10 protein-coding genes are annotated in these 14,878 nt (G+C 58.1%); 7 read left to right on the top strand and 3 right to left on the bottom strand.

Annotated elements, in window-relative coordinates:
- Positions 1-163 precede the first annotated feature (163 nt).
- On the bottom strand, positions 164-472 hold the full coding sequence (locus PKO02S_RS09430) for a hypothetical protein (RefSeq protein ID WP_127581610.1): 309 nt from the start codon (positions 470-472) through the stop codon (positions 164-166).
- Between the two features lie 178 nt (positions 473-650).
- On the opposite strand from PKO02S_RS09430, the gene PKO02S_RS33185 reads away from it, so the two are divergent.
- The 5 genes from PKO02S_RS33185 to PKO02S_RS09400 all read left to right on the top strand — a co-directional run bounded on the left by PKO02S_RS33185 (position 651) and on the right by PKO02S_RS09400 (position 7,358).
- Positions 651-1,571 (top strand): response regulator transcription factor, encoded by a 921-nt coding sequence (locus tag PKO02S_RS33185; protein WP_246066901.1) that lies wholly within the window; start codon positions 651-653, stop codon positions 1,569-1,571.
- 139 nt (positions 1,572-1,710) lie between these two features.
- Entirely contained in the window at positions 1,711-2,109 is a 399-nt protein-coding gene (locus tag PKO02S_RS09415) for a hypothetical protein (RefSeq protein ID WP_127581607.1), read from the top strand.
- A gap of 12 nt (positions 2,110-2,121) precedes the next feature.
- On the top strand, positions 2,122-4,101 hold the full coding sequence (locus PKO02S_RS09410; RefSeq protein WP_127581603.1) for a methyl-accepting chemotaxis protein: 1,980 nt from the start codon (positions 2,122-2,124) through the stop codon (positions 4,099-4,101).
- 37 nt (positions 4,102-4,138) lie between these two features.
- Entirely contained in the window at positions 4,139-4,582 is a 444-nt protein-coding gene (locus PKO02S_RS09405) for a chemotaxis protein CheW (RefSeq protein ID WP_164821366.1), read from the top strand.
- Between the two features lies 1 nt (position 4,583).
- Positions 4,584-7,358, top strand: coding sequence for a chemotaxis protein CheW (locus PKO02S_RS09400; RefSeq protein ID WP_164821365.1), 2,775 nt, complete (start codon positions 4,584-4,586; stop codon positions 7,356-7,358).
- Between the two features lie 3 nt (positions 7,359-7,361).
- On the opposite strand, the gene PKO02S_RS09395 is transcribed toward PKO02S_RS09400, so the two are convergent.
- Positions 7,362-10,280 (bottom strand): response regulator, encoded by a 2,919-nt coding sequence (locus tag PKO02S_RS09395; protein ID WP_127581593.1) that lies wholly within the window; start codon positions 10,278-10,280, stop codon positions 7,362-7,364.
- Between the two features lie 163 nt (positions 10,281-10,443).
- Between PKO02S_RS09395 and PKO02S_RS09390 the strand changes: the two genes are divergently transcribed.
- Together PKO02S_RS09390 and PKO02S_RS09385 are read left to right on the top strand one after the other, a co-directional pair.
- Positions 10,444-11,781 (top strand): DegT/DnrJ/EryC1/StrS family aminotransferase, encoded by a 1,338-nt coding sequence (locus tag PKO02S_RS09390; protein WP_164821364.1) that lies wholly within the window; start codon positions 10,444-10,446, stop codon positions 11,779-11,781.
- Between the two features lie 30 nt (positions 11,782-11,811).
- Positions 11,812-13,671 carry a polysaccharide deacetylase family protein gene (locus tag PKO02S_RS09385; protein WP_127581587.1) on the top strand — a complete coding sequence of 620 codons (1,860 nt, stop codon included), beginning with the start codon at positions 11,812-11,814 and terminating at the stop codon, positions 13,669-13,671.
- Positions 13,672-13,951: 280 nt separating this feature from the next.
- Here PKO02S_RS09385 and PKO02S_RS09380 read toward each other — a convergent pair whose 3' ends face one another.
- Entirely contained in the window at positions 13,952-14,869 is a 918-nt protein-coding gene (locus PKO02S_RS09380; RefSeq protein ID WP_127581584.1) for an aldo/keto reductase, read from the bottom strand.
- Positions 14,870-14,878 lie beyond the last annotated feature (9 nt).

Raw genomic sequence — 14,878 nt, 5'->3', positions numbered from 1 at the left:
TGAGGCGGGCTAAAATGGGATGTTGGAAGCGAAATGAAGATGACGGCGTAACGTTATTTTTGTGCGGAAGGCCGAGGTTGGCGGAATAAAGTGTCATAGCGTTATTCGATTCGAAGAGTTCGAAGAGACGAGAACTCGAAGCGCCGAATCGTCGTACAGGGGGCTATCCTTCTGTTATATCCGCTCTCAGCTCGCTGGCCACTTCCATCATTTTGTTCAGCACCGCTTCCTCGGAAACGGCGACATACAGGTCGCCCTGGTAATGACGGAAAGGGATTATTTTTCCAGCATAGCTCCACAGGAAAAAATCCCCTTCGATCGACATCGTGCTAGTTGGACTGGTCACCGTGTAGACCGGAGAATACATAAACTCCGGCTTGGCACCAAAGATCAGCTTGCTTTCTTCCAATGTAATCGAGGGATCGCCGTCATGGTTCTGAAAAGACCTGGTGATTCGGTAACGCGCACTCATCGGGGGAAGCCTCCGCTTTTTATTTTACTCTCCAAGTATACACCGCTAAGCTACTTATGACAAAATTCGACAGTTTCTGGTAGACGGGTCCAAGTATGCGCCTATATAATGAAAGTATCGAAACCAGCTAACATTCTAGCAGTTTTCTAACAATTAACTAGTAGAGCGGTGGAACTTCGTGACCAAAGTGCTGGCGATAGAAGATGATCCGATCATCGGAGAGATGATACGGATGTATTTGGCCGAGGAAGGCTACCGGGTGCTTCGAGTCGAGACGGCCCAGGGTGGGTTGGACGCGTTGAAGGAGTTCGAGCCCGACGTGGTGCTCCTTGATCTGATGCTTCCCGACAGCGCAGGAAGCGAGCTGTGCCTGAAGCTGCGCGCACAATCCGAGGTGCCGATTATCGTCGTATCCACCCAGACAAAGGTGACCGAGCGCATTCAGGCACTGACGCTGGGGGCGGACGACTACTTGTGCAAGCCGTTCAGCATGCAGGAGCTGGATGCGCGCATTCAAGTCGTGCTGCGACGAGCCGCCGGCGTAGCGCCGCTACTGCGGTCATCAACGGCGAGCGTGCGAACTATGGTACCGCCACCGCCATCGATGGCAGCGCCATCGGCATCATCCGCAGCATCTGCGGCATCTTTAGCACAGTCTGCACCCGCACCATTATCAGGATTAGCACCATCGTCGGCAACTTCGGCAACACGCCCGGCAAGCTCAACCCCAAGTCCAAATCCAAGTGACGCAGCAGGTTTCAGTCCCCTTATCCGACCCGACCGTCACATACCCGCGAAATCGCAAAAAGAGCCCGCCATCCAGGTCGATGCCGAACGCCGATCCATCACAAAGCAGGGCGAATGGATCGAGACGACGTACTCCGAATACGAGGTAATGAAGCTATTTTGCGACAATCCGGGCATCGTATTCACACGCGAGCAGCTGATCAACGCTGTCCGGGGCATCGATTCGATCGTGAACGACCGAGCCATCGATATCCATGTGACGAACCTGCGCAAAAAAATCGAAGCCGATCCGAAGAAACCCGTTCACCTGCTCACCGTGAGAGGCGTAGGGTACAAATTCAATCCTTATTAATGAAGTCGAAGCTCCCTGGAGGGGGCTTTTTTGTTTGTTTCATAACTAAACATTCGGCTAATACAAGGTCCGGAACTAATCTAATATTTTTGGCCCATGCTTGAGGCATTACAGAGAGGAACAGGCGGTGGCGCTTCCCATGAACTTGCTATTCTACTACCGGGAATTGTTTGCAGAAGCCTCCAAGGAGTACGAGCCAGGCTGGGAAGAGGATCGAGGGTTCAAGGACGGCTTTCGTTGGAGGAAAAAAGGGGGGCGGCATAACACAGAAGTGTTTCAAATTGAAGAGTGGCATCACGAATGTCCGGTTCTGCGATTTGCTTACTTGCTGCCAAGCACCTACAGCGAGACGACGCTCTGCGAAGAGGTAGACCGGTACAAGTCCAACTATGAGTTGAAAATGCACGCCACTCCGGCTTGTGTAGTGCTGTCCGCGGCGCTCCCGGTGGAGAAGCTGCAGGAGTCGATGATGGGGTTCGTCAATCGGGCAAGGAGCGAGCTGCTGGATATTTTGGATTTTACCATTATGAAACAATAGGGGGAATTGAGGATGAAATGGTTTCGAAATGCGAAGTTGTCGGTGAAATTGGGGCTAACCGCGGGAGCGGCTTTAGCGGTGGTGTTCCTCGTGCTGGTCGGACAAAATTTGTTGGAGCTGCGGTCGGTCAGCTTGAAGAAAGGGGAAGTGGAGTCGCAGGTGGCCGGCCGAGGGTATGCGAAGCCGTTCCAGGATGGACTGACGGGATTCGATTCGATGTTCGCAACACTGACCGACACGATGATGGACGTGCGGCAGACTCAAGCGTTGAAGCGGGAGGATATTGTCCGTATCTTGAAGCGAACGCTCGAGAAGAAGTCGAATGTGCTCGCCGTGTATACGCTGTGGGAGCCGAATGCGTTTGACCAGAACGACAGCGGGAATGTCAGGAAGGCTTCCTACGACGATGCCACTGGCCGATTCGTCCCTTATGTGGCGAGAAGCGGCGGCAATATTGTGTTAGAGCCGTTGATGGATTATGAGAAAGAAGGCCCGGGGGACTTCTACCTGATTCCGAAGCGGACTAAGAAGCCCACGCTGCTCGAGCCTTACACATACAAGGTGAACGGAGTCGATACCCTGATCACGAGCATCGTCTCGCCGATTCTGGATGAGAAGGGCCAATTCCTCGGCATCGTCGGCGTCGACCTGACCCTCGATGCGCTGGCCAAGCTGGCGGCAGCGTCCAAACCGGCTGGCGGCCATGTGACGATCGTCTCGCAGTCCGGGAAGTATATCGCGCACGGGAATTCGCCGGAGAAGGTCACCAAGCTATATGCGGATAACGAGGCGAAAAAAGCGGTTTGGGACGGGTTGAAGGCGGGGCAAAACTACTTCTACAACGCGGATTCCGACGGCAACAAGGTGCTGCGGTACTTCGAACCGATCCTGTTGAACGGGAGCGCGGAGAAATGGTACGTCGAAACCGTGATCCCTCAAAGTACGATCCTGAAAACGTATCATGACGGACTCATCACCTCGATCCTGATCTCGGTCGTGGCACTGGCGGTCATCCTGCTGCTGCTCGTCCTGATCATCCGCGTTATCGTCATCCGCAACATCAACGACGTCATCCGGGTGTCGCAGCTGGTGGCGGAAGGCAATTTGACCGAGAAGCTGCAGCACCAAGGCAAGGATGAGTTCGGCCGATTGACGAAGCTGTTCAATGAGATGATCGACAGCTTGCGGACGCTGATCCGTCAGACGGCGGAGTCGGCTCGCAGCGTAACCGGCTCGGCCAGCGAAATATCGGCCACCACGGAGGAGATCGCTCGAGGCAGCATGCTGCAAGCGGAATCGGCGACGTCGATGAATGAGATGTTTCAGGAGCTGGCCCGGGCGGTCGACACGGTAGCCGACAGCGCGGAGTCGGCGGCGGAGCTGTCGCGCAAAACGCATCAAGGGGCGCAGCAAGGCGGCGAAGCCGTACAAGCGTCGATCGCCAGCATGGAGCAGCTCACGAGCCAGATGGCGGTAATGGAGCAAGACTCCCACAAGATCGGCCAAATCATTCAAGTGATCGACGATATCGCCGATCAGACGAATTTGCTCGCGCTGAACGCCGCGATCGAAGCGGCTAGAGCCGGCGAGCAGGGGCGCGGATTCGCCGTCGTAGCGGACGAGGTACGCAAGCTGGCGGAGCGGAGCTCCGAGGCGACGAAGGAGATCGCATCGATCATCAAGGGCATTCAGCACAATACGAAGCTGAGTGTGGAGGCGGTCGAGAAGACGGCGGTGCTGTCGCGCAAAACCGGCGAAGCGCTAGTGAGCATCGTCCGGCTGTCGAGCGAGACGGCCGAGCAGGTGTCCGAGATTGCGGCGGCCAGCGAGGAGCAGGCGGCGCAAACCGGCGAGGTGCTGAAGCAAGTCGAATCGATCGCCGCTGTTAGCGAGCAGGCTTCGGCCGCGGCACAACAGACCGCGAGCTCGTCGCAGTCGCTCGAGAATTTGGCGCAGGGGCTGCATGCCTCGATCGCCAAGTTCCAAGTGTAAGGCGAATCGGAGGAGCAAACTGAAGGAGGGAAGGGCATTGAACACGCTGGAACGCTCGCAATATATTGAGATCGGGCTCGGCCGGGAACGGTACGCCATTCGGATCGAGACTATTCAGGAGATCATTCGTATGCAGCCAATCACGGAGATTCCCGGCACAGGGGCGGATATCCGCGGGGTGATCAATCTCCGGGGGAAAATCGTACCGGTCGTCTGCTTGCGAGACATGTTCGGAGGCGGAAGCGGGAAGGCGAATGACAGATCCCATCAACGCATCGTCGTCGTAGGGTCGGGGCAGGAGCAGGTCGGCTTCATCGTCGACCGCGTGCATCACGTCGCCTCGTATTCCAGGATCCAGCCGGCGCCGGACTGGGGCGGACAAGCCGGTGAGGCGGCAACTATCCGAGGCGTCGGGCATTCGGAAGAGCATGTGGTCAGTATTATGGAGCTGGAGACCATCGTGCAGAGAGGGGGCGTGTGAGATGCTGGATACGAAATTTGCCGCGTATATGAATGTGTTCCTGGACGAGTATGAGGAGCAGCTTCATATCCTGGACGGTATGCTGCTGGAGCTGGAGACGAGCGGCAATCAGCCTTCGACGATACAGACGATTTTCCGCGCCGCCCATACGCTGAAGGGCTCGTCCTCCGCAATGGGATTCGAGCGGGTCAAACAAGTGACGCACAAGGTGGAGAGCATCTTCGATCTGCTTCGCACGGACAAGCTGCAGCTGCAGCCCGGGCTCGTCAATTTGCTGTTCCGCAGCGTCGATTACTTGAAGGCGCAGCGGGAACGGTTCGTGCAGGGGCAATTCGAGGAGGAGCCGGTAGAGGTGCTGCTCCAAGATCTGGAGCCGGCGCGGTTCCAGCAGGAGCAGTCGAAGGCGGCGGCAGTGATCGGCGAGCAGCAGGATCCGGCGCTGCTCGCGGCCGGAAGCTTCTCGGCGGAGCAGCAGCTGCTCATGGCGGAGCGGTTGCGTCAAGGCGACGCGGTCGTGCTCGTCCAGCTCGCGATGAAGCCGGAGGAGCCGATGGCGGCGGCGAGGGCGTTGCTCATCTTCGAGGAGCTGAAGTCGTTCGGCGCGCTGCTCGCTTGCTCGCCTTCCGTGGAGGAGCTGCGGGTCGGCTGCGAGGGGCGGGAGCGGTTCGCCTGCGTGCTCGCCGGGACGTCGGGCGTGGACGCGATGAGCCGGTACTTGGCGGATCGGGCGGAGCTGAGCCGCGTGCGCTGCGATACGGTGGAAAGCGGCTGGCTCCTTGGCGGCGGCGTGGGTTTGAATGCGGCGCTGGAGACGGCTGTAGCGGTGGAAGCTGTTGAAGCTGGAGTGGTCTTGCTGACAGCGGCAGAAACGGGAGTGAGCCGGGCAGCGGGAAGGGGTGCTGGAGCCGGTATGGGAGCTGGAACCGAAGTAGCGCAGGCTGACGTCGATACTAAGCAACGGGAGCGGGATTCTGTGTCGCTTGCCGCCGCGTTCTCAGCCGCATCCGCTGCTGCAGTTACGGCGTCTGCTGAAGCGTCTGCCGCCGTTGCTGCAGCTCCGAGCCCGGGTAAATTTCAGGCGAATCAGACGGTGCGGGTCGACGTGAGCCGGCTCGAGCACTTGCTCAACTTGGTCGGCGAGCTGATTATCGACAAGACAAGGCTGGAGGAGGCGGGCAAGCAGCTGCGGGATAAGCTCGCAGGTGCTCCGGAGGTGGTGATGCTGGGCGATATCATTCACCGGCTGACGCGTACGGTCGGCGATCTGCAGGATGGGATGATGAAAACCCGCATGCTGCCGATCGAGCAGCTGTTCAGCCGGTTCCCGAGGCTCGTGCGCGATTTGATGCAGATGACAGGCAAGGAGATCGCCCTGCACATCGAAGGCAACGAGACGGAGCTGGACCGCACATTGATTGAGGAGATCAGCGATCCGCTCATCCATATTCTGCGCAATGCGGCGGATCACGGGCTCGAGACGCCGGAGGAGCGGGAGAGGCTGGGAAAACCGCGCAAAGGCACGATCCATCTAAAGGCGACCCATCAGGAAAATGCCGTCGTTATCTCGGTGACGGATGACGGACGCGGCATCGATCCGGCCCGGATCAAGCAGAAGGCGATAGAGAAAGGCTTCCTTACGATGGAAGAAGCGAACCGCCTCACGGACCGTGAGCTCATCATGCTCATTTTTCATTCCGGCATGTCGATGGCGGAGCGGGTGACCGACCTGTCCGGCCGCGGCGTCGGGATGGACATCGTGCGCTCGCATATTGAGAAGCTGAACGGTGTCATCGATATCCAGACCGAGCTGGGCAAAGGCACGGTGTTCACGATCAAGCTTCCGCTCACGCTGGCGATTATCGGCTCATTGCTCGTCGGATTGGAAGAGCGCACCTTCGCGCTGCCGATGGTCAATGTAATTGAGATTTTCCGCGTGCAGGAGCAGGACGTTCAGACCGTGCACGGCCGGGACATTTTCAAAGTAAGGGGCGAAATTGTTCCGCTCTTGCGGCTGGATCGACTGCTCGGCATCAAGCGGGAGACGGAAGTCGAAGGGGAGCGCGAGGTGAAAGGGAACTATGCGGTTATGATCGGGATGGCGGAAAAGCGGGTTTGTCTGCTGGTCGACAGGCCGATTGCCAATCAGGAGATCGTCATGAAATCGCTCGGCCGTTTCATCGGCCAAGTGCCTTACGTCGCGGGTTCGACGATTATGGGTGACGGCAGCGTGGCGGTCATCCTGGATGTCGGTTCGATCATCCAGCAGGCAGGTACGATGAAAGAGTCCATGGCGGCGGATAGAGCGAGCTCCGGTGGGAAACCGGCGAAAGGCGGCGCAGCGGCAGAGGCAGTCGAGACGAAGCTGGTCACCTTCCGGCTGGACGGAGAAAGTTACGGCTTGCCGATTCGCGAGGTCAAGGAAATCATCACCGTGCCCGACATCCGCAAGGTGGCCGATGCGGAGCGTTGCCTGAGCGGCATCATCGATCTGCGAGGCGAGCTGCTGCCGGTCTACGCCTTGAGGGAATCTCTCGGCTTGCGGGCTGCCGTCTGCACCCCGCAATCTCGAGTTATCATCGCTTCCGTCGGCGGAAGCGATGTGGGGCTGATCGTGGATCAAGTAACGGAGGTCATCTCACTTCGGGAGGATGACATTGCTCCACCGCCGGCAGCGGCTGCCGGCAACAGAGGTCTGATGAAAGGCGTCTACCGGACGGAGCGTGGTCTGATTATGCTGCTGCGGCTCGAACGAATGATCCCTGCCGGCGCCGCATAAGCTCTATTCCGGGATGCCGGCGACGATCCGTCGAATTTCGGCGTTCACATAGACTAACGTTAGCTTGTAATGGGGCGACTCGGCGTGGATGTCCTCTTCGAGCGTCATGGCCAGATCCACCAGCCGAACGGCAGCCAGGTTGCGGGAGACGCCGATCAGCGTATGTACATGACGGCGCGCGGCGCTATAGTCCCGGGCATTCATCATGCCCTCGAGCCGAACGCCGAAGTCGGCGTACTCCCGTTTGAATAACTGAAGTACATTGAGCAGGATCGGCAATCGACCGCCGATTCGAGCCATTACTTGCAGCAGGTCCAGTCCCTCCACATGGAACGGAAGGTTGGATTCTACAGGAGCAGCTGCTTTTTCTGCGTAGGCGGACGAGTTGATCCACTTGCGCACCATTGCGGTCAGCTGTTCCAGCTGCATCGGCTTCAGCAAATAATCGTTCATCCCCGCCTGCAAGTAGGTAGGCTGCTGGTGCAGCAGCGCGTCAGCCGTCAAGGCGACGATCGGCAGATCGCGGAATTCCGGCATAAGCCTGATTCGCTTCGCAGCTTCATAGCCGTCCATATCGGGCATATGAATATCCATGAGCACGAGATCGTAGCGGCGGCCATCCTGCAGCAGCCCCAACGCTTCTTCACCGCCATGGGCGACAACGACCTCATAACCCAGCGGAGTGAGCTGGTCCATCACGACGAGCCGGTTGATCTCATGATCCTCGGCCAGCAGGATGCGGTAACTGTTCGACCTGATCGGAGTGTCGCTCGTGTCTTCGACATCAACCCTGACTCCGACTCCGACTTCAACTTCAACTGAGCTTGTCGACTCGGCCCTCTCAGCCTCTCGTTCTTCGTCATTAAACAAATTCAAAATCCGGCTGAGTGCCAACCTGCTTACAGGTCTCAGCAGCACGGCGTCCGCGCTCATCGAAGCCGGCTGATGAAGCAGCCGCTCCCGGCCCCAAGATGTCGTTATGGGGACGATCAAGGCGGTGCCGGAGTGGAGCCGGGCTTGCTCGATACGCTCCAACCCATCACCTGCTTGTTCGGAGGCGTCAAGATCATAGAGCACGAGGTCGAAGCGAGAATTCGGCAGTTCCTTCCAGGAGGCGATGGCCGTCACTTCGCACGCAAGTGACTTCAGCGTGCGGGTCAAGGCGGACCGCGTCGGTTCATAGTCTTCCACAAGAAGCACGCGATGCGGAACTCGTTCCCCGTCGCGTTCATTCGTTAGGGAATATTTATCCGCTTCTGCCTGGGCATCTTGAACGGAGCCGGCAAGATCGAACGAGAGCGCGAATGTCAAAGTACTGCCTTCGCCGACAACGCTGCGGAGCTCTAGCTGGCCGCCCATGCTCTCGATGAGAAAGCGGCTGATCGTCAACCCCAAACCCGTTCCGCCGTACTTGCGGCTCGTAGAGCCGTCGCCTTGGGAGAACGGCTGGAACAGCTGCCGCTCCTGCTCCGGCGAAATGCCGATGCCGGTATCCTCGACGGCGAACCGGATGGTCAGCGACTCGGCGTGACGCTGCTCGATCGTTGCGGTGACGCGGATATGACCGCGTTCGGTGAATTTGATCGCGTTGCTGCACAGGTTGAGCAGCACCTGCTTCAACCGCAGCGGATCGCCGATTAGCCGGGAGCCGGGCGGCAACGGCGGCGATTCCACGATCAGCTCCAACTGCTTGCCTCGCGTCAGAATGTCCATCTGATCGGCCAGCTCGAGGAACAGCTCGTCCAGCCCGAACCCGATCCGCTCGAGCTCTAGCTTGCCGGCCTCGATTTTGGAGAAATCAAGAATATCGTTGATGATCCTGAGCAGGATGTCGGAAGAGGTTAATATTTTATCCAGATAAGATTGCTGATGCGGTGACAGATCGGTTCCTCTCAGCAACTGGGATAAACCCATAATGCCGTTCAGTGGCGTCCGGATTTCGTGACTCATGCGGGCCAGAAACTCCGTCTTGGCCTGACTCGCCTGACCGGCCGCTTCCGCCGCTCGCCGCTCCGTCATATCGGCGGTAGCTCCGATGACCGCTTTCACATCCGGTCCTTCGAAGACGGGCTGCAGCGTAGTCATCAACTGTTTGCCGAATAGCTCGGACTCGTAAGTATGCTTGTTCCCTTGCCAGGCATGCTCGTAGTTGGCTTGTTGGAAGAGGGCGTAAGGCTGGGGGAATCTTTTTACTTCCGTGGGAGTTTTTCCTATAAAGTCGTTCGGTCGCAAATCCATCTCCTGGAGAAGCCTTCCGTCAATCAGCGAGTAGATGATCCGGCTCCCATTCTTCTGCAGCTTGAAAGTGAAGCCGGGCTGCATCTGCACGATTTCCGCCAGCTCCTGCCTCATCCCTTGCACCTGGAGGGCAAGCTCATCCGATCGCATCCAATAGCGGAGCATGGCGGCGACAATCAGGCCGATGACGAAATGCAGGACGATGTCCGGAAGGACGATTTCTACGAAAGGCAGCGGGGTGAAAAATTGAAGGTTGCCGAACAGGACAATGGAAGGGCAGAGAGCGAGCAAAATCCATTTCGGCCAGTAAGGACGCACAAAGCGGTTCACGATCGCGCATCCTAGGAAGATGAGCATCCCGAGCATCGCCACCCGTCCGAAGACGGCAGGGTCCAGGGCCGACCGGGTTATGATGAGAAAAGCGGTTGTCAGGAAGGCGGAGGAGGTGCCACCAATATAAGCGGCGAGTATGATGGCCACGGCCCGGAAGTCGAGAATGTGAGTGTCGGAGACGGCCACGCCATAGTAGATCAGGATGGTGCCGTAGATGCCGTGAACCAGGGCGACGGTCGACTGGTACAGCCACTCTGGCAGGCGCCGGATCGCCGGTTGCGTGAACAGCTGGCGCGCGAGAAACACGAACACGGCAAGTAAAGCAAAATTAATGAGCAAATCTTTTACCATACGCACTCCCCCTGTCCATATACCTATAAATGTACCATGATTCGACAAGATGCGAGCGTAGTTTATCTTAAAAAAATAAATGAAACTAGCAACTCAACAGGTATGTAACAGGCAGTTAGAATGAGGTACAATGGGGGTATCAAAAGATAGGGAGTGTTGCGAAATGACTGTGGAAACAGGTTCCAAGCTTGCCCTGTTGGGCGGAACTAAAGCGGTTACACTGGAAGACGGCGACATGTTCAAATGGCCGATCGTAACGGAAGAGGATGAACAGGCGGTGCTGCAAGTCATTCGCGAAGGCAATATGTCGGGCAGCGACATCACGATGCAGCTGGAGGAAGATTTCAAGGCGTGGCTCGGAATGGACTACGCGCTAGGCTTCAATAACGGGACGGCGTCGCTCCAGGCGGCGATGTACGGAGTGGGGGTCGGCGTAGGGGATGAAGTTATTTGCCCGAGCGTCACGTATTGGGCATCCGGGCTGCAGGCATTCAACTTGGGGGCGACCGTCGTCTTCGCCGATCTGGATCCGGTCACGCTGTGCATCGATCCGAACGATATCGAGCATCGAATCGGCGAGCGTACGAAAGCGATTATGGTTGTCCATTACTTGGGTCATCCCGCCGATATGGATGCGATTATGGCTATTGCCGCCAAACATAATCTCCAAGTGATCGAGGACGTCTCTCATGCGCAAGGCGGCTATTATAAGGGACGCAAGCTCGGCACGATCGGCCATGTCGGCGCGATGTCGCTTATGGCCGGCAAGTCGCTCGCCATCGGCGAAGCCGGCATGCTCGTGACGAACGATCTTGCGATCTATGAGCGCGCGATGTCGCTCGGCCACTACGAGCGGTTCGGGTCCCAGATCGTAAGCCCCGAGCTGAAGCCTTACACCGGGCTGCCGCTCGGCGCCTACAAGTACCGGATGCACCAGGTCAGCTCGGCGATGGGGCGGGTGCAGCTGAAGCATTACGATGCACGCTGTGCAGAGATCGACAAGGCGATGAACTACTTCTGGGATTTGCTGGATGGGGTTCCCGGTCTGCGGCCTCACCGCACGCCGCCCGGCACGGATTCGACGATGGCCGGCTGGTATGCGGCGCACGGCCACTACGTGTCGGAGGAGCTGGGCGGGCTGTCGGTGACCCGGTTCTGCGAAGCGGTGCGGGCGGAAGGTTCGCTGGCCGGACCGGGCTGCAACCTGCCGATGCATATGCACGCGCTGCTGCACGATGCCGATGTGTACGGCCATGGCAAGCCGACGCGGATCGCGCATGCGGTGCGGGATGTGCGGCAGTTGGACGCGAGCTTGCCGGTGAGCGACACGATCGGACAGAAGGTGTACAGCATCCCTTGGTTCAAGCATTTCCGTCCGGAAGCGATCGAGCAGCACGCCGCCGCTTACCGGAAGGTTGCGGAAAATTACAAGGAGCTGCTTGAAGATGACCGGGGCAACGCGCCGTTCGTCGGCGGGTGGCATTTGTCCAATCGGCGTTAGGAAGACTGACAGCAAAGGGGACTTGTCACCATGATTCATGTTGTGTGGAATGAGCGGGAATGCGGGATTATGCGAGCGGAACGGCGAGCCTGCTACACGGAGAATATATTCGAGCTGCTGACGTACTTGGGCCTGGCCTATCAAAAATGGTCGCCGGACGACTGGGCGGATGCATTGCCAACGGGTGTTACGCTGCTCGTGGGGGAAGGCGACCGCTCCGATTGGGCTGCGGCTTGCGGGGCTTATTGCCGGGAAGGGAATGTGCTGCTTGCGATCGGCGGGCTGCATGGTACCGGCAGCTTGTTCGGCGTCCGCCAAGTAACGGGCGACTTGAACGTGACGGAGGGCTGGGTCGAGTGGGGCGACGATCCGCTGGCGGAAGATCTGCAAAGCTCGTTCCACTTTTTCGGCGGCTGCTCCGTGGAGCCGCTCTCTGCCGGAGCTTCCGGAGCTTCCAGCGCTTCCGGGGTTTCCGGGGGTTCCACAGCTTCCGCGATTGACGCTGGCGACTGTGGGCCGCTGGAGATCGGCGGACAGCTCATGAGGCGGATCGGCATCGTCCGCGAGCCGTTCCCTGCGTTGCTCTCGCGCCGTGTCGGACGCGGGCGGGCGACGATGCTCGCCGTCGACCTGATGCAGACGTTTTGCTTGATCCAGCAAGGAGTCAAGGTCGTCAAGGACGGAGCGCCGGCGCCGGACGGAACGGGCGCGATCAATGACAACATTCTGAAGGCGGACGACGCTTGCGTGCTCGATTGGGGAAGGGACCGCGATACGGTCGGAGGCGCGCCGTTCTACCTGCACCCGATCGTCGACGAGTGGCGCATTCTGTTCATGCGGCTGCTGCATCAGCTGTTCACGGCGTCCGGCCATACGTTCGGGCAAGTGTGGCTGTGGCCGGGAGGGTTGTCGGCCATCGGCCATATCTCGCACGACACGGACCGGAATATTCCGGAGCAGGCGCTGAACACGCTCGATCGGCTGGCGGATGCCGGAGTGAAGTCAACCTGGTGCATCATCATGCCGGGGTACGACGAGTCGATCAATCGGCGTATTGCTGAAGCCGGTCATGAGGTTGCGCTCCACTACAATGCGCTCGGAACCGAGATGCCGCAGAGCCAGTGGAAGGAATCGCATTTCAAGCACCAGTACGATATGCTGCGCAGCCAGTTTCCGGATGAGCGGATCGTCACGAACAAGAACCATTATTTGCGTTGGGAAGGCGACTATGCGCTGCTGCATTGGTGCGAGCGTCAAGGCCTCTACCTGGAGCAGTCCCGTGGAGGTACGAAACAAGGCAACAAAGGGTTTCTTACCGGCACGAGCCATCCGTTCCTGACGTTCAATCCGGATACCGGGCTGCAGGAGACTGATGTCGTCAGCTTGACGACGCTTTCTTGGGACCCGCCTTTCGCGATGCGTTGCACGGAGGAGGAGGCTTTGGCTTTGACCGATCGGGTACGCGATGTGTACGGGGTCGCTCATTTCCTGTTCCATCCTTATCTGGTAGGAACAGAATCGACGGTCGGCGCGATGCTGGTGAAGCTGGTGGAGCATGGGCGTCAGCTCGGCATGGACTGGTGGACGGGGGCGCAAATACTCGACTGGTTCCGGGCGAGGCGTCAAGTGCAAGTGGAGTGGAGCCATGGAGGCGCGGGTCAGACGGCGACGGGCCGCATCATAGCGGAAGCCGATGTCGACGGCGTCACCATCCTGCTCGCCTACGACGAGGAGGCGTTCGGGAGCCCGGAGCATCCGTGGGGCATCGCCGTGGACAATGGCGCCGAGCTCGCTCGGGTGTCCAATGTGCTTCGTTTCGGCTGCAAGTACAAGGAGATCGTGCTCGAGCATCTGCATGAGGGCGTTACGAATATTTGGTTGACGCGTTAAGTTGTTGTTTCACAAAAAAATCCTCTGAACTCTGAAAAGAGTCCAGGGGATTTTGCGTTTTATGAACTATAAAACTATAATAGTTGCATTTTTTACATCTATTTTTGATTGAAATGCCTGCTCCCCTATTTTAGATGCGTTTTCTACAGTTAATTTTAGCCGGATTCGCGTGTTGGTGCGATTTGGGCGATATTAGCTGCAGTTTTGGCAAGTAAAGATAGCTGCTGGCCACTTCTTGAGAAATTAACTGCATTATTTGCAAGAATCAACCAAGCTTAGCCTATGGCAATACATTGCCCGCCGCAAGCAGGATGCCGTACCATTCCTCGCGGGTCAATGTGATGTCGGCCGCTTGGCAGCAATCTCTCAGGCGGTCGGCGTTCATCGTGCCGAGCACGGGCTGCATCCGGGCCGGATGGCGCAGCAGCCAGGCGATCGCGATCGTCGTGTTGCTAACCTCGTATTTGGCGGCGACTTCATCGATCTTCTGATTTAGCTCGGGGAATTTCTCGTTGTCCAGGAAAACCCCCTCGAAGAATCCGTATTGGAAGGGCGACCACGGCTGCACGGTGATGTCATGCAGACGGCAATAATCGAGTATGCTGCCGTCGCGATCCACCGCGGAGTCGTTCAGCATGTTGACGTTGAAGCCGTTCGTGATCATGGCGGCGTTCGTGATGCTCAGCTGCAGCTGGTTGGCGACGATCGGCTGCTTCACATATTTGCGCAGCAGCTCGATCTGCATCGGCTTCTGGTTGGAGACGCCGAAGTGGCGCACTTTGCCGGAGCTGTGAAGAAGGTCGAACGCTTCGGCGACTTCTTCCGGCTCGACGAGGGCGTCGGGTCGGTGCAGCAACAGGATGTCCAGGTAATCGGTCTTCAGCCGCTGCAGAATGCCGTCCACCGAAGACAGGATATGCTCTTTCGAGAAATCGAACATGCCTTTGCGGATGCCGCACTTGGATTGCAGGATGATCTTCTCGCGCACATCGTCGTTCATGCCGATCGCGTCGGCGAAGATCGTCTCACACGTACCGCCGCCGTAAATATCCGCATGGTCGAAAAAATTCGCCTCTTCCTCCAGCGCCGTCCTTACGAACCGTTCGGCTTCCGTTTTATTCAGCGACTTGATGCGCATGCAGCCGACGGCGATAACCGGCACCTCCAGGTTGCTCGTGCCCAGCTTGATGGTTTTCATTCTGTTGCT

Origin of the sequence: Paenibacillus koleovorans NBRC 103111, assembly GCF_004000845.1 — a bacterium.
GTDB lineage: Bacteria > Bacillota > Bacilli > Paenibacillales > NBRC-103111 > Paenibacillus_AA > Paenibacillus_AA koleovorans.
Note: the sequence above shows the minus strand (reverse complement) of the source record. Positions and strands in the feature narration are given on the sequence as shown.